The organism is Rhodovastum atsumiense, assembly GCF_937425535.1.
In the GTDB taxonomy this organism is placed as follows: domain Bacteria; phylum Pseudomonadota; class Alphaproteobacteria; order Acetobacterales; family Acetobacteraceae; genus Rhodovastum; species Rhodovastum atsumiense.
Window position 1 is genome coordinate 179,572 of sequence record NZ_OW485601.1, and the last position, 15,190, is coordinate 194,761.

Sequence of the window (15,190 nt, forward strand, 5' to 3'; positions counted from 1 at the left end):
GATCGCTCCGCATGTCATCCTCATCCCCCCCTCTTGCGGGCCACGAGAGGCCGGCCCTTTCCGAGGCGCAGCAGTCCAACATCCGCAAGGCCGTCGTCGCATCGACCGTCGGCACCTTGATCGAATGGTATGATTACGCCCTTTACTTCTCCGCCTCGGGCCTGATCATCAATAAACTGTTTTTCCCCCAGTTCTCGGCGGTCGGCGGCATCCTCGCCTCCTTCGCCACCTTCGCCGTCGGCTTCTTCGTCCGCCCCCTCGGCGGCATCGTCATTTCCCATTTCGGCGACAAATTCGGGCGCAAGCCGGCGCTGGTCTTCACGATCGCCCTGATGGGCGGTGCCACTGTCGGCATCGGCCTGCTGCCGACCTATGACCAGATCGGCGTCCTCGCGCCCGTCCTGCTGGTGCTGCTGCGGATGATGCAGGGCTTCGGCGCCGGCGCGGAACTCGCCGGCGCCATGACGCTGGTCGCCGAATACACGCCGGCGAACCGACGCGCCTACTACACGGCCATTCCCAACGCCGCCACGGTCGGCGGCGTGCTGATGGCGACGCTGAGCTTCCTCGCCATCTCCCAGTTGCCGGAAAGCGCGCTGATGAGCTGGGCGTGGCGGGTCCCCTTCATGATCTCGGCCGTGCTTTTCTTCGTCGCACTTTATATCCGCAACCGGCTCGACGAGACGCCGGAATACGTTGCCGCCATGGCGCGGGCGGACACGCGGCGGAAGAGGGAATCGGTGCCGATCGCCGAGCTGCTGCGCACCAGCAAGAAGCAGATCCTGTTCGGCTTCCTGTCGGTCAGCGGCCACAACGCCAATGCCTACATCATCGCCGCCTTCTCGGTCAGCTACATGACCAACACCCTGCACATGTCGCGCACCGACAGCCTGACCGCCCTGTCGATCGCGGCGGTCTGCGGCATCATCGGGGCACCGGTGATGGGCGCGCTGGCGGACCGGATCGGCAGCGGCAAGGTGTTCATGGCCGGCGCCATCTTCGCGATGCTGATGGCTTTTCCGCTGTTCTGGTTGCTCGACACCAGGAACCTGATCTGGGCAACCCTCGGCATGTGCCTGGGCTACGGCTTCGGCTTCGGCTGCACGGCGGGCGGCCAGGGGGCTTTTCTCGCCAATCTCTTTCCCACCCGCTATCGCTTCTCCGGCATCGCCCTGACCCGGGAACTGAACGGTGTCGCCGTCGCCGGGCCGACCCCCTTTATCGCCTCGGCCCTCGTCGCGCTCGCCGACGGCCGGCCCACCTACGTCTCCATCTACGTCATGGCCTGCTGTGCCTTGACCGTGATCTCGGTTCTCGCGGTGCAGCGCCTCGCCGTGTTCCACAGTGCCGAGGCGGAAGAAGCCATTGAGAACTCGGCCGCACTCGCCCGGCCCGCCACGACCGCGTGAGCCGCTTCCCCGGGGTGGCTCACGCCGCCCCGGGGGTTTGATCGGCCTGGCAAAAAGGAAACGACCTCGGTGAAGAAGATCCTGAACAATCCCTATTCCTACGTCGATGAACTCCTGGAAGGGCTGGTCGCCGCCCATCCGGAGTATTATCGGCAGATCGGCGCGGGCGGCCGCGTCATCGCCCGGGCCGGTGGCGCGAAGCCCGGCAAGGTCGGCATCGTCACCGGCGGCGGCTCCGGCCACCTGCCGGTCTTCACCGGCTATGTCGGGCCGGGGCTGCTCGATGCCTGCGCCATCGGCGATGTCTTCGCCTCGCCGAGCGTCGAGCAGATGGCCGATGCGATCCGGGTCGCCAACGGAGGCGCCGGCGTGCTCCGCCTCTACGGCAATTACGGCGGCGACATCATGAATTTCGACATGGCCGGCGACATGGTCGAGATGGAGGACATCCGCACCACGACGGTGCTGGTGACCGACGACGTCGCCTCCGCGCCCCCCGCCGAGGCAAGCAAGCGGCGCGGCGTCGCCGGCATGGTCTACGCCTTCAAGATCGCCGGCGCGGCGGCCGAGGCCGGGCTCGATCTCGATGCCGTCACCGCGGTCGCCGAGGCCGCTGCCGGCGCCTGCCGCACCGTCGGCGTGGCCCTCACCCCCTGCGTCGTGCCGCAGGCCGGCAAGCCGACCTTCTCGATCGGCGAAACCGAGATGGAGATCGGCATGGGCATCCATGGTGAGCCCGGAGTCAGGGTCGGCCCGCTGCTGCCGGCCGACGCGATCGCCGACGAAATGCTCGATCTCCTGTTCGCCGACCGCAAGGTGGAAAAAGGCGAACGCCTGAGTGTCATGGTCAACTCGCTCGGCGCCACCCCGCCGGAGGAGCTGTATATCCTGTATCGCCGGGTCAAGGCGCGGATCGAGGCGGAAGGCGGCAGCATCGTCATGCCGCTGGTCGGCCGCTACGCGACCTCGATGGAAATGGTCGGCGTCTCCTTCACCCTCTGCCGGCTCGATCCGCAACTCGAAAGCTATCTCCGCGCGCCGGCCTCCTGCGCCTTCTGGAGCGTGTGACGATGGCGCTGACCAGAGCCGGACTCGTCGCCGGCCTCGCGCGCATCGCCGACCATATGGAAACCGTCGCCGACGAACTGAACACCCTCGACGGGCAGCTCGGCGATGGCGACCTCGGCGTCACCATGGTGCGCGGCGGTCGCGAGGTGAAAGCGATCCTCGATGATCTGCCGCCGGAAGTCGGCGAAGCGCTGATGAAAGTCGCCCAGGCTTTCACCCGCGTTTCCGGATCGAGCTATGGCACCCTGCTCGCCACCGGCCTGATGGCGGCCGCCAAGGCAACCCGCGGCCGCACCGAAGTGCCGTGGCATGAGATGTCGTCCTTGCTTGGCGCCGCCCTCGATCAGATGCGAACGCGGGGAAAGGCCTCGCTCGGCGACAAGACGGTGCTCGACGCGCTCGATGCCGCGGTGAAGGCGACAAAGGGCCTTGACGATCCGGCGGAGATCCTCGCCGCGGCTCGCACGGCCGTTGCCGCGGCCATGGCAACCTGCCGCGATTGGCCGGCCAGGATCGGCCGTGCCCGCATCTTCGCCGAGAAGAGTGTCGGCCTCGACGATCCCGGTCAGCGCGCTTTCCTGCGTATCCTCGAAGGTCTCGGCTAAGGTTCCCCCCAGCCGCGCAGCGAGACTGGGGTGCAGGGGCCTTATGGCCGTCACGCGCAAGCGTGCCTGCGCACGACGCCGGGTCCAGGGCAGAGCCCTGGCCCTTTCTTCAGGTGGCATGCGCCATTTCCTTGCCCCCGACCAATGCCCCCAAGGCGGCGGCATATTCCGCCGCCCCCGGCCCCAGGATCAGATGGAACACGCCGTCGCCAAGCGGCATTGTCGCCCGCACGCCGGCCGCGCGCGCGCCTGCGGCATCGAATGTGCTGGCATCCGCGAGCCGCACCCGCAGCCGCGTGGTCGCCACGGAAGCCAGTTCACGCAAGTTGGCCGCCCCGCCCAAGGCGTGCAGCAAGACGGGAGCCTGCGCCAGCACCGCAGCCGAGGGCTCCACCCGGACCGGCACCGCCGCGGGAGGAGGTGCTGCCGGTGCCGTCTCTGGTTCCCCGCCCGTCTGCCGCAGGAACTCATCCATATCGGTCTTGAGGTTTTCCGAACGCGTGCCGAAGATCGCCTGGAAGCTCTGGCCGACCTGCATGACGCCGGCGGCGCCGAGTGCCTTGAAGCGGTTCTGGTCAACCAGGGCCGGGTTGTGCACCCCCACCCGCAGCCGGGTGATGCAGGCATCGAGGCTGGCGATGTTCTCGCGCCCGCCGAAGGCGGCCACCAGGCGTCGCGCCATGGCGAAGCGGTCATCGGCCGCCGGCCCCGCTTCCCCGGTCTCGAGCCCGGCCGTGTCGATGTTGACCTCGCGGCCCGGGGTCTTGAAATCGAAGCGCAGGATCATGGTGCGGAACAGCACGAAGTAGATCCCCGCGTAGATCGGCCCGGCCACCAGGGTGATCCACCAGTTATGCGCGGTCTTGCCGAACACGTTGAACAGCAGGAAGTCGATGCCGCCCTGGGAGAAGGTGAAGCCCATGTGCATGTCGAGGCTGTTGGCGAGGAATTGCGAACTCGCCGCCAGCGCCGCGTGCATCAGGTAGAGCGCCGGAGCCACGAACAGGAAGGAGAACTCGATCGGCTCGGTGATGCCGGTCAGGAACGAGGTCAGCGCGGCAGAGAACATGATGCCGCCGGTGGCCGCGCGATTTTCCGGCCGTGCCACGCTCCACATGGCGATGGCGGCCGCGGGCAGGCCCCACATCTTGAACAGGAAGGCGCCGGCGAGGATGCCGGCGGTGCGATCGCCGGCGAAGAAGCGGGTGATGTCGCCGTGCACCACCTGCCCGGAGGCGTCGGTGAAGGAGCCGATCTGGAAGAAGAACGGGACGTTCCAGATGTGGTGCAGGCCGAAGGGGATCAGCAGCCGCTCGACGAAGCCGTAGATCGTGGCGGCGCTGCGCGGGCTGCTGTCGGCCGCCCAGTGAGAGAAGATGTTGATGCCGGTCTGGATCGGCGGCCAGACCACCGACAGGGCGATGCCGACCATGATGGCGGCGACGCCGGTTGCGATCGGCACGAAGCGCTTGCCGGCGAAGAAGCCCAGATAGGACGGCAGCTCGATGCGGTAGTAGCGGTTGAACAGCACCGCGGCCACGGCACCGATGATGATGCCGCCGAACACGCCGGTTTCCATCGACTTCATGCCGAGCACCATCGCGGGCTCGACGCCGAAGGTGGTGGCCATCACGCCCATGGTCGCGACCATCACGACGAAGCCGACCACCGCGGCAACCGCGGCGACGCCATCGTTGTTGGCCAGGCCCAGTGCGACGCCGACCGCGAAGATCAGCGGCAGGTTGCCGAACACGGCAGCCCCGCCCTGCGCCATCACCTGCGAGACCACATGCGGCAGAAAGGCGAAGTTGGAACTGCCGATACCCAGCAGCAATCCCGCCACCGGCAGCACCGCCACCGGCAGCATCAGCGACTTGCCGATCTTCTGCAGCCACCCGAAGGCAGATTTCAGCATGGCCCGAATCCTCTCCGGCCTCCCCGCGGGGAATGCCCCAGTGTTCTCATGTCAGGCCTCCGGCCATGTCTGTGCCAGCAGCCGGTGCACCGCCTCGGCCGAGTCCTGCGCCAGCGCCTGTTGCGCCACCCGCACGCAGTCCTCGCGGGTCAGCCCGCGCAGCAGGGCCTTGACCGCGGGAATGGCGGCCGCCGTCGCCGACAGCTCGGTGACGCCGAGGCCAACCAGCACAGGGGCGGCACGCGGCACCGAGGCGATGCCGCCGCACACCCCCACCCAGCGCGCGTGCCGGCTCGCGCCCTCGCAGGTCATCGCGATCAGCCGCAGCACGGCGGGATGGAGGCCGTCGAGCTGACGAGCCAGCAGCGGATTGACGCGGTCCATCGCCAGCGCGTACTGGGTCAGGTCATTGCTGCCGATCGAGAAGAAATCCGCCTCGGCAGCGAGCGTCGTCGCCATCAGCGCCGCCGAGGGCACCTCCACCATGATGCCGAGCTGCACCGGATCGGTGTGGCCGAGTTCCTGGCGTACCTCCTCGAACAGGGCGCGGGCGGCGCGGATCTCCTCGAGCAGCGCGATCATCGGCAGCATGATGCGGCACTGTCCGGGCGGACGGACGCGCAGGATGGCGCGGAACTGTGCGCGCAGCAGTTCCGGCCGCCACAGCCCGACACGCACGCCGCGCAGGCCGAGCGCCGGATTTTCCTCGTGCGGCAGGTCGAGATAAGGCAGTTGCTTGTCGGCGCCGGCATCGAGCGTGCGGATGATCAGCGGCCGCCCCTGCAACCCGTCGGCGATGCGCTGGTAGGTGGCGTGCTGCACGTCCTCGCTGGGTGCCGTCACCCGGTCGAGGAAGAGGAACTCGCTGCGCAACAGGCCGCAGCCCTCCGCGCCGCGTGCCAGGGCCTCGGGGATATCGGCCTCTCCGCCGAGATTGGCGACCACCTCGATCCGCGTGCCATCGGCCAGCCGGCAGTCTTCATGGGCCGCACGGAGCTGCGCCGCCGACCGCTCGCGCGCGGCGGTTACCGACGCCTCCATCTGCACGAGCGTGCCGGCGGCGGGAAAGACGCGCAGCGTGCCAGCCTCGGCGTCAAGGATCACCGGCGCGCCTTCCGGCACGCGGGCAAGTCCCGGACCGACCGCGACCAGGGTCGGAATGCCCAGCGAGCCGGCCATGATCGCCACGTGCGAGGTGCGCCCGCCGCGGGCAAGCGCGATGCCGGCGATGTCGGTCGCCGGCAGGGTGGCGAGCTGCGAGGGCAGCAGGTCGTCGGCCAGCAGCACCGCGCGCGGCGGCAGGACAATGGCCTCCTGCGCCTTGCCGCTGAGCGCCTGCAGCACCCGCCGGCTGACGTCGCGCAGGTCGTCGGTGCGTTCGGCCATGCGATCGATGCCAAGGCCGCGCAGCACGTCGATCTGGCGGTCGATGGCGCCGTTCCAGGCGAAGCCGGCGCTCTTGCCGGCGGTGATCGCCGCGTCGGCCGCCTCGGCCAGGTCGGGATCCTCGACGAAGGCCAGATGCGCCTGCAGGATCTCGCCCTGTTGCGAGCCGGCGGGCGAGCGCCCGATCTCGGCCTGCAGGTCGCCCTGGGACTTCGTCAGGGCCTGGCGCAGGCGCTGCCGCTCGGTGTCGGGGCCGGCGCCGTGTTCCTCCACCTCCACCCGCTCGGCCCGCAGCGGGAAGGCGGTGCCCACCGCGCGGCCGGGCACGGCGGGCACGCCGGAGAGTGCCTGCTCGGTGCCGGGCTCGAAGGGCGCGGCGGGAGACGGGACGGGCGGCTCCGGGACAGCAAGCGGCGGGGCCACGGCGGGAGGCGCCGCATGGGACGGGGCCGGCCCGGATGCCTCGTGGCCTTCAGCCAGCAGGGTGGCGATCGCCTCCACCGCCGCGGCGGCATCGGGGCCGCGCGCGGTCAGGGTCAGGATGTCGCCGGCCTGGGCGCCGAGTCCCATCAACGACACGGCGCTGCGCGCATTCGCCCGGGCGTCGCGCAGGGCGATCGCGATCTCGGCCTGGTAGCCACGGGCCGCCGCCGAAACGATGCCGGCGGGACGGGCATGCAGACCGGTCGGGATCCGCAGCACCACGTCGCGGGCCACCTGCGCGCCGGCTTCCGGCGCCGGCGCGGCGGTCGCGGCGGCAGTCGCGGCAATCAGCGTGAACAGGATATCCCCGGCCGTCACTTCCCGCCCCAGGACACGATCCGCGACGGTGAAGCTCCGGTCGCCGGCGGTGACGATCACCGGGCTCACCAGACTCTTCGCCCGTCCGGCCAGCAGGGCGACATCGAAGCTGATCAGCGCCTCGCCGGTGCGCACCTGCTGGCCAACCGCGACATGCGGCGTGAAACCGGTGCCCCCCAGGGCGACCGTATCCAGGCCGATATGCATCAGGATGTCGGCCCCATCGGCCGTGCGCAACGTCAGGGCGTGATGGGCCCGATGCAGCATGGTCACGATGCCGTCGCAGGGAGCGCGGAGGGTCGATTCCACCGGATCGATGGCCACGCCGTCGCCAAGGACGAGGCCGGCAAAAACCGGGTCTTCCAGTTCCGAAAGCGGGGTGACCCAACCGGCCAGCGGTGCCTTGATGGCTTGCTCTGGCATGGCCCGAGGAATGGTATCAGGGCTCATGAGGTTTCCTCACAGCTCGACAGCCGGATGCACCGGCACTGCACCCGCTCGCGCCAAACGGGAAGAGCTTCCTGACGCATTCACAGTTCCGATCAGGACATTCAATACCGGCATTTTCCTCCCCGCCGCTCTTGCTCTTGCGTGCGACAGATGCGTCCACACGCCCATGTAAATCGAAACACAAGATCAAGAGCCCGTGTTGCACTGCAACACTGCTCCCGCCGTTAACGCGGCGAAAGACAAAGGAGAATATTTCAGAACAATCCCGTTTGCGGGACCCGTTGATTGACGGCAGCGGCAACCATGTCGCCGGTAACAAGGCCGCACCGGGGATGCCGTCCCGGTGCGGCCACGCGGTCGTGATCAGAACTCGCTGAACTCGCTCATGCTCTTGGGATGGAGCGCCACCTTTCTCTGTGTCAGGTTCACGTTCCAGGAGGCGAAATCCGCCTGCGTGCGCGGGAAACGCAGGCGCCGCAGCATCGAGCCCCAGGAATAGTATTCCCGTTGCATCTTCTGGACCTGGTTCACCAATTCCTCGCCCGACATGTGCACGGGGCGGAAATGGTAGAAGACGCCGGGCCAGCGATCCATGTTGGGTTCGTCGATGAGGCGATCCTCGGCCTTCAGTTTTTCATAGACGCCGGTGCCACGCAGCGGCGCGAGAACATTGAAATAGGCGGCCGGAACTTTATGTCTCTGCAGGAATTCCAAGGTTGCTAAAAATACACTTGAATCGTCAGCATCGGTCCCGAACACAAAATTGAACGAATAGCTGATATTTTTCTTGTTTAAATTCTCAATCATTGCCTCATAATTTTGAGATTTATTGAATTGTTTGTGCATGCCATTCAATGTAGCCTGAGAAATACTTTCAATTCCCATGTTGACATGCAACAGGCCGGAGCGCTTGGCCAGATCAAGGAACTTCTCGTCAAGGCCGAAACGGGGTGAGAACAGGGCTGACCAGCGCACCTTCAGCGGAATCAGCGCTTCCATCAGTTCCATGGTCCGCCCGGGATGACCGGCGAACTGGCTGGCGGCAAAGAAGATGTGCCGGGCGCCACATTTCCTGATTTCCTCGACGACCTCCTCAACCGGGCGATCGCGATAGCCGTAGTCGCCATTCAGGCGCCGCTCGGCACAGAAATCACAGGTATAGGGGCAGCCACGGGAGTGCTGGATGACGTAGGGCCGATAGAAGACGTAGTGCTTCGGATTCAGCAGATCCCAGCGCGGCGTCGGCATGCCCTTGAGGCAGGCGACCGAATCGCGATGGTAGAATTTCTGCAGCCGTCCGGCAGCCGCATCCGCCAGCATCCGGGGGAAAATCTCCTCCCCCTCGCCGATGCACACGGCATCGGCATGCTCGGCCATTTCCTCGCTGTAGAACGTCGCGTGGGGGCCGCCCATCAGGACGGTGACCTTCCTCTCGCGGAACCTGTCAGCGATTTCGTAGGCCCGCAGCGAGGTCACCATGCGGACGGTGATGGCGACGACATCGACGGGCGCGTCATAGTCGATTTCCTCGACCGCGTCGTCGACCAACATCACCTGCCATTCCGACGGCGCGAGCGCCGCCAGGTACGGCATGACCGCCCCCACCATCTTCCGCTTGCCGATTTTACGCGGACGCCGGTTATCCCGGGAAATGTACGTCGTCGCCTGGATGATCTTGAGCCTGGGCATCACAGACACCCCGGCAGACAGGCAGGAACGGCTGAACAGCTAATGTCTTCCAACATACTCGGCCCTTGTCCGTTCGTGAAGATCTCGATCCGCTGCACGATCAGGTTATGTTTTTAGCGAAATCATAGCGTTCGAACACGCGGCGGGGAAGTCCGTGGCGCTTCGGGCTTGATACGAAATAGAAACAGGCTTACCGATGGGAGAGCACCGCGGACCGGAACGGACGCTTCCCGCCGCTGTCTCGTGGGGCGGCGCGAACTCACGGGACAAGTTTGCGTCCGGGCCTGCTCCGATTGCGCACCGCCCACAGGCATTCTGCCGGCCAATGATGCATTCGCGGACGCTGTGGCTTCGCGTGCGTTCAGCGCAAGGAGTAGGTCGGTGAAGGTTCTGCTAACCGGACATCGGGGCTACATTGGTTCGGTCATGGTTCCCATGCTGCTGCAGGCCGGCCACGACGTGGTCGGATGCGACAGCGATCTCTACGAGCTTTGCACCTTCGCGGCGGGCGGCACCATCGTCCCGGTCCCCACCATCCGCAAGGACGTGCGCGACCTGGAAGCCAACGAACTGGCCGGCTTCGATGCCGTCATCCACCTGGCGGCGCTGTCCAACGACCCGCTCGGCGACCTGAACCCGGACCTGACCTACGACATCAATTACCGGGCGAGCGTGCGACTCGCGCGGCTGGCGAAGCTGGCCGGGGTGCGCCGCTTCCTGCTGGCCTCTTCCTGCAGCAATTACGGCCTCGCCGGCGACGAGATGATGACCGAGTCGGGCGCGCTCAACCCGGTCACCGCCTATGGCCAATCGAAGGTCTGGGCCGAGAAGGACATCGCCGCCCTGGCAGGGGACGGGTTCTGCCCGATCTATTTCCGCCCCGCCACCGCCTATGGGCTGTCGCCCCGGCTGCGCTTCGACATCGTGCTGAACAACCTGGTCGCCTGGGCCGTCACCACGGGACGGATCTTCCTCAAGTCGGATGGCTCGCCCTGGCGGCCGATCGTGCATATCGAGGATATCTCGCGCGCCTTCATCGCCGGGTTGAGCGCCCCGGAGGAAAGCGTGTTCAACGAAGCCTTCAATGTCGGCCAGACGGCCCACAACTATCGCATTCGCGAGATCGCCGAGGTGGTGGCCGAGGTCGTGCCGAACTGCCACCTGGAAGTGGCCTCCGACGCCGGCCCCGACAAGCGCTCCTATCGCGTCAGCTTCGACAAGATCGCGCGCACCCTGCCGGATTTCCAACCGCAATGGGATGTCCGCCGCGGGGCGGAGCAGTTGTACGCGGCCTACCGGAATTCCGGGCTGACGCTCGAGGAGTTCGAGGGCAACCGCTACCAGCGGATCGGCCACATCAAGATGCTGATGGCCAAGGGCACGATCGGGGCCGACATGCGTCGCATCGCCTCCGTCCCCGCCGATCCGGTCACCGCCGAGGTTGCCGGCGCGTGACCGTCCCGGGCTGGTCGGGAACCGGCGGGCGATCGCTCGCCGGCAGGCTGGACGAGGAGGGCATCGGCGCGGAAATCTTCGCCCTGGTGGCGGATATCTATCCGATCTGCCGCAGCATCACCGGCAACGGTGTCAGGGAGACCTTGCGGCGTCTCGGCCGGCACATCCCGCTGACCGTCCATGAGGTGCCGACGGGGACCCAGGTGTTCGACTGGACCATCCCGCGCGAGTGGAACATCCGCGACGCCTACATCGCCGATGACTCGGGCCGGCACGTCGTGGATTTTCGTGACCACACCCTGCATGTGGTCAATTACAGTACGCCCGTCCATGTCCGGATGCCGCTCGCGCAACTGCGCCAGCACATCTTCACCCTGCCCGATCAACCGGACCTGATCCCCTACCGGACCTCCTATTACGAAGAGCGCTGGGGCTTCTGCATGGCGCATAATGCGCTGATGGCGCTGCCGGACGGGATCTATGAGGCACGCATCGACGCCACGCTGCAGGATGGCAGCCTGACCTATGGCGAATTCCTCCATCCCGGTGACAGCGACGAGGAATTCCTGTTCTCGGCGCATGTCTGCCACCCCTCGCTGGCCAACGACAATTGCGCCGGGCTCGCCCTGCTGACGCGACTCGCCGCGCGACTGGCACCGCTGCGCACCCGCTACAGCTATCGCTTCCTGTTCGCCCCCGGCACCATCGGGGCGATCACCTGGCTCGCCCGCAACGAGCTGGTGGCAAGCCGCATCCGCCACGGCCTGGTGCTGTCCTGCGTAGGCGATTCCGGCGGGCCGAGCTACAAGCGCAGCCGGCAGGGCGACGCGGCGATCGACCGGGCGATGGCGCATCTGCTCCACCATGCCCCGGGAACACCGACGGTCACCGACTTCGTTCCCTACGGCTATGACGAAAGGCAGTTCTGCTCGCCCGGCTTCAACCTGCCGGTCGGCTTGTTCCAGCGCAGCCGGTTTGGCAGCTTCCCCGAGTACCATACCTCGGGCGACAACCTTTCCTTCGTCCGGCCGGAGCATCTGGCCTCGTCCTATCGGACCATCACCGCGGCCATCGACATCATCGAGAACGATCAGCGGCTGCGGAACGTGCTGCCCAAATGCGAGCCCCAGCTCGGGCGTCGGGGCCTGTATGCGGCGATCGGCGGCAGCCAGGCCGGGCCGTCCAGGAGCATGGCCATGCTCTGGACGCTCAATTTCGCCGATGGCCACCATTCGTTGCTCGACATCGCCGAGCGGGCGGGGCTGCCGTTCAGCGAGATTGCCGAAGCCGCGAGCATTCTGGAAATCCACGGCCTGCTGGTGCCGGCGTCGGGATAACGGCTCGTTCGCCGTCCCCGTTCACTGCAGGATCGCCTTCGACACGACGAACGCCTCGGCATAGCGTTCCGGCGCCCGGCATTCCATGCCACGCAGGCGTGCAAGCCCCCGGAAGGTCTCGGGGTCGAACCAGTCCTTCGCGCGCTGGGTCGCAAAGCTGGTTTGGAGCAGCGCAAGCTTGCGCTCCAGGGTGTCCATGGAGATCGGCATATAGACGTTAGGCCGCCCCAGGTCGCCGTCCCATTTCGGGATCTCGTATTCCAGGATCAGGTGATTGCGGAAGGCATTCCAGGTGAGCCGCCGCAGCTCGCGATGATCCTGGTGCGCATCGTCCGCCCGGTGGGTCAATATGACATCCGGCCGGGCCCGCGCGGCCAGATCCTGCACCCAGTCCTTGATGTCGCCGCCCTGGTTGGGGAAATACCCGTCGCGGAACTGCCCGAGCTCGATGCGCCGGCTCCGGGCGCCGGCCAGGAAGGCCTCCGCGGAAGCCATTGCCTCGGCTTCACGCGGGCCGACCGCGCTGAGCACACACCAATGGACATCAAGCTGCACGCCGGCGGCGATCCAGCCAAGGATCGTCCCGCCGGCGCCGATCTCGATATCGTCGGCATGGGCGCCAAGACAGAGCACCGACAGGGACTCGCCCGGACGGGCCAGCGCCAGGCCCCTCATTCCGCGGCGACCACCTGCTGCCCGCGCTTGCCGGCATAGTCGCCGAACAGCCAGGGCATCTCGCCGCGTTCCACCATGTCCTCCAAGACCTGACGGTCACGCAGCGTGTCCATCGACCGCCAGAAGCCATCGTGCTTGACGGCCATCAGCTTGTCGGCCTCGATCAGTCGCTTGAACGGCTCCAGAACGAGTTCCTCCCCCTCGCGCATGTAGTCGAAGATTTCCTGGCGCAGAATGAAGTAGCCACCATTGATCCAGATATCCGACCGTTCCGAACTGCGGAATTCCAGCACCCGGCCATCCGGGGCAATATCCGCCAGATGGTAGGTCAAGGGCGGACGGGTGGCGACGAAACAGGCAACCTTGCCGCTTCTGCGGAAACGCTCGATCATCTCGGGCAACATCAGGTCCGTGAGCCCGTCGCTGTAATTGGCAAGGAACATCTCCTCGCCACGGACATGGTCACGCACCGCCCACAGCCGTTCGCCGATATTCCGCCAGATGCCGGTATCGACCATGCTGACGCGCCAGTCCTCGGTCGGCTTGCCGATGATCTCGACATTCCGCCCCTGGCCGGACACGACGCAATCGGCATAGAGCTGATGCTTGTAGTTGAGGAAGTACTCCTTGACGACGTTCGCCTTGTAGCCCAGGCACAACACGAAATCCCGGTGCCCGAACTGGCTATAGTACTGCATGACATGCCAGAGAATGGGGTGCTGACCCACCGGAATCATCGGCTTCGGGATGTTTTCGGAATATTCGCGAATGCGGGTCCCGAGACCACCACAAAAGAGCACGACCTTCATGGACAGACATCCTTTGGATCGATGATCGTTGGCTCAGGAATCGGCACGATGAATTTCCCTCCCCACTCCGCGACATGCCGCATCTGCCGGGTGATCTCCGTCTTCAGATTCCACGGCAGGATCAGCAGGTAATCGGGACGTGCCGCGTCGATCGCCTCGACGGGGCGGATCGGCACGTGCATGCCGGGGGTGAACAGGCCGTGCTTGTAGGGATTGCGGTCCACGGTGAAGTCGAGGAAATCCGGGCCGATGCCGCAGTAATTCAGCAGCGTGTTGCCCTTGCCCGGCGCGCCATAGCCACAGATACGGTGGCCGGCATCCCGCAGGTCGATCAGCAATGACAGCAGACGGCGCTTGGTGCGCTTCACCTGCTCGGCGAACGGGGCATAGGCGGCGACGTCATCGAAGCCGAGTTGCTTTTCCCGGGCCAGCAGCGCCGCCACGGCACCACTCGCCTCGTGGCGCGATTCCGCCCGGGCGAGATAGACCCGCAAGGAGCCGCCATGGGTCGGGAGTTCCTCGACATCGACGATCCGCAGGCGATGCCGCTCCGCCATGTGCGCGATGGTCAGGAGCGAGAAATAGGAGAAATGCTCGTGATAGATGGTGTCGAACTGATTCTCCGCCATCAGCCGCGCGAGATGCGGGAATTCCAGGGTGATGATGCCCTCTGGCTTCAGCAGCACGCTCATGCCCGCGACGAAGTCGTTCAGGTCCGGAACCTGCGCCAGGACGTTGTTGCCGGCGATCAGGTCGGCCTGGCGCCCCTCGGCCACCAGTTGCTGCGCCAGAGCAACGCCGAAGAACTCCACACGCGTCGGGATGCCCTTCCCGATCGCGACCTTCGCAACATTGGCCGCCGGCTCGATGCCCAGCACCGGCACGCCAAGCGGCGGGAAGTGCTGCAGCAGGTAGCCGTCATTGCTTGCGAGTTCGACGACCAGGCTCTCCGGTCCCAGGCCGAACCGCGACGTGACCTTCTCGCAATAGGCCTTGGCGTGCGCCACCCAACTGGTCGAGTAGGACGAGAAATAGGCATATTCGCGAAAGATATGCTCCGGGCTGACATATTCCTTGAGCTGCACCAGGAAGCATGTGTCGCAGATCAGCGCATGCAGCGGGAGATACGGTTCCATCGCGTCGAGCTGTTCCGCGCGGAGGAAGCTCTCGCACAGCGGCGACATGCCAAGGTCGATAAAGCTGTGGTGCAGCCCGGCGCCACACAGGCGGCAGGTACCAACCGGCCGAGCGGCCGTGACGGACAGCTCCGGCAAGGATTGGAGCTTCATGACCAAGATCCGGTGATGGTCCCGGAGGTCGGGGCCTTCCTGCAGTTGCGTGGATGATGAAGGAGATGGTTCACGCTCCGCAGCTCCTGCTCATACTTGATGACCTTGGGCATGATCAGGCACGGTTTCCTTTGGTCGCGACGGGGGCCATCGAAAATTTGTGCCGTAATCGGCACACTGTATTGCCTGGTCCTGTCGCGGCTGGTGTGCCCCCCAGATCCTGCCAAACCGGCCCCGGCCCCGGCCCCGGCTGCAGGACATCAAGCGCTATTGATCGCCACCGAAATGGCATCCGCACGTTC

11 protein-coding genes are annotated in these 15,190 nt (G+C 66.1%); 5 read left to right on the forward strand and 6 right to left on the reverse strand.

Going from position 1 to position 15,190, the window contains the following annotated elements; genetic code table 11:
* Positions 1-11 precede the first annotated feature (11 nt).
* The 3 genes from NBY65_RS00740 to NBY65_RS00750 all read left to right on the forward strand — a co-directional run bounded on the left by NBY65_RS00740 (position 12) and on the right by NBY65_RS00750 (position 3,082).
* Positions 12-1,409, forward strand: a complete 1,398-nt coding sequence (locus tag NBY65_RS00740) for an MFS transporter (RefSeq protein WP_250265608.1) — start codon at positions 12-14, stop codon at positions 1,407-1,409.
* Between the two features lie 69 nt (positions 1,410-1,478).
* Entirely contained in the window at positions 1,479-2,477 is a 999-nt protein-coding gene (locus NBY65_RS00745; protein ID WP_150040964.1) for a dihydroxyacetone kinase subunit DhaK, read from the forward strand.
* Between the two features lie 2 nt (positions 2,478-2,479).
* The gene (locus tag NBY65_RS00750) at positions 2,480-3,082 is read left to right on the forward strand and encodes a DAK2 domain-containing protein (protein ID WP_150040965.1); all 603 of its coding nucleotides are present in this window, start codon (positions 2,480-2,482) and stop codon (positions 3,080-3,082) included.
* A gap of 109 nt (positions 3,083-3,191) precedes the next feature.
* On the opposite strand, the gene ptsG is transcribed toward NBY65_RS00750, so the two are convergent.
* From ptsG to NBY65_RS00765, 3 genes are all read right to left on the reverse strand, one after another.
* Complete coding sequence (gene ptsG / locus NBY65_RS00755) at positions 3,192-4,997, reverse strand: PTS glucose transporter subunit IIBC (protein WP_150040966.1); 1,806 nt, start codon at positions 4,995-4,997, stop codon at positions 3,192-3,194.
* 51 nt (positions 4,998-5,048) lie between these two features.
* A complete protein-coding gene (ptsP, locus tag NBY65_RS00760) occupies positions 5,049-7,634 on the reverse strand; it encodes a phosphoenolpyruvate--protein phosphotransferase (RefSeq protein ID WP_239002792.1) in 2,586 nt (861 codons plus the stop codon).
* A 363-nt stretch (positions 7,635-7,997) separates the two neighbouring features.
* Positions 7,998-9,323, reverse strand: coding sequence for a B12-binding domain-containing radical SAM protein (locus NBY65_RS00765; RefSeq protein WP_150040967.1), 1,326 nt, complete (start codon positions 9,321-9,323; stop codon positions 7,998-8,000).
* Positions 9,324-9,704: 381 nt separating this feature from the next.
* Here NBY65_RS00765 and NBY65_RS00770 point away from each other — a divergent pair, with 381 nt between their 5' ends.
* Together NBY65_RS00770 and NBY65_RS00775 are read left to right on the forward strand one after the other, a co-directional pair.
* Positions 9,705-10,778, forward strand: a complete 1,074-nt coding sequence (locus NBY65_RS00770; RefSeq protein ID WP_150040968.1) for an NAD-dependent epimerase/dehydratase family protein — start codon at positions 9,705-9,707, stop codon at positions 10,776-10,778.
* Positions 10,775-12,115, forward strand: coding sequence for a DUF4910 domain-containing protein (locus NBY65_RS00775; protein WP_239002793.1), 1,341 nt, complete (start codon positions 10,775-10,777; stop codon positions 12,113-12,115). Before NBY65_RS00770 ends, NBY65_RS00775 begins: the two co-directional genes overlap by 4 nt.
* Before the next feature lie 21 nt (positions 12,116-12,136).
* Here NBY65_RS00775 and NBY65_RS00780 read toward each other — a convergent pair whose 3' ends face one another.
* From NBY65_RS00780 to NBY65_RS00790, 3 genes are read right to left on the reverse strand one after another with little or no spacing between them, the layout of a single operon-like run.
* Positions 12,137-12,790 carry a PIG-L deacetylase family protein gene (locus NBY65_RS00780; protein WP_150040969.1) on the reverse strand — a complete coding sequence of 218 codons (654 nt, stop codon included), beginning with the start codon at positions 12,788-12,790 and terminating at the stop codon, positions 12,137-12,139.
* Positions 12,787-13,599, reverse strand: coding sequence for a glucose-1-phosphate cytidylyltransferase (locus NBY65_RS00785; protein WP_150040970.1), 813 nt, complete (start codon positions 13,597-13,599; stop codon positions 12,787-12,789). The genes NBY65_RS00780 and NBY65_RS00785 overlap by 4 nt, the downstream gene beginning before the upstream one ends.
* Complete coding sequence (locus tag NBY65_RS00790; protein ID WP_150040971.1) at positions 13,596-14,888, reverse strand: class I SAM-dependent methyltransferase; 1,293 nt, start codon at positions 14,886-14,888, stop codon at positions 13,596-13,598. Before NBY65_RS00790 ends, NBY65_RS00785 begins: the two co-directional genes overlap by 4 nt.
* Between the last annotated feature and the right edge of the window lie 302 nt (positions 14,889-15,190).

What these genes read in the sequence shown, in the direction of transcription:
- ptsG (WP_150040966.1), bottom strand. Translation starts at nt 4,997, where the DNA reads ATGCTGAAATCTGCCTTCGGGTGGCTGCAGAAGATCGGCAAGTCGCTG.
- NBY65_RS00740 (WP_250265608.1), top strand. Translation starts at nt 12, where the DNA reads ATGTCATCCTCATCCCCCCCTCTTGCGGGCCACGAGAGGCCGGCCCTT.
- NBY65_RS00785 (WP_150040970.1), bottom strand. Translation starts at nt 13,599, where the DNA reads ATGAAGGTCGTGCTCTTTTGTGGTGGTCTCGGGACCCGCATTCGCGAA.
- NBY65_RS00765 (WP_150040967.1), bottom strand. Translation starts at nt 9,323, where the DNA reads ATGCCCAGGCTCAAGATCATCCAGGCGACGACGTACATTTCCCGGGAT.
- NBY65_RS00750 (WP_150040965.1), top strand. Translation starts at nt 2,480, where the DNA reads ATGGCGCTGACCAGAGCCGGACTCGTCGCCGGCCTCGCGCGCATCGCC.
- NBY65_RS00780 (WP_150040969.1), bottom strand. Translation starts at nt 12,790, where the DNA reads ATGAGGGGCCTGGCGCTGGCCCGTCCGGGCGAGTCCCTGTCGGTGCTC.
- ptsP (WP_239002792.1), bottom strand. Translation starts at nt 7,634, where the DNA reads ATGAGCCCTGATACCATTCCTCGGGCCATGCCAGAGCAAGCCATCAAG.
- NBY65_RS00790 (WP_150040971.1), bottom strand. Translation starts at nt 14,888, where the DNA reads ATGAAGCTCCAATCCTTGCCGGAGCTGTCCGTCACGGCCGCTCGGCCG.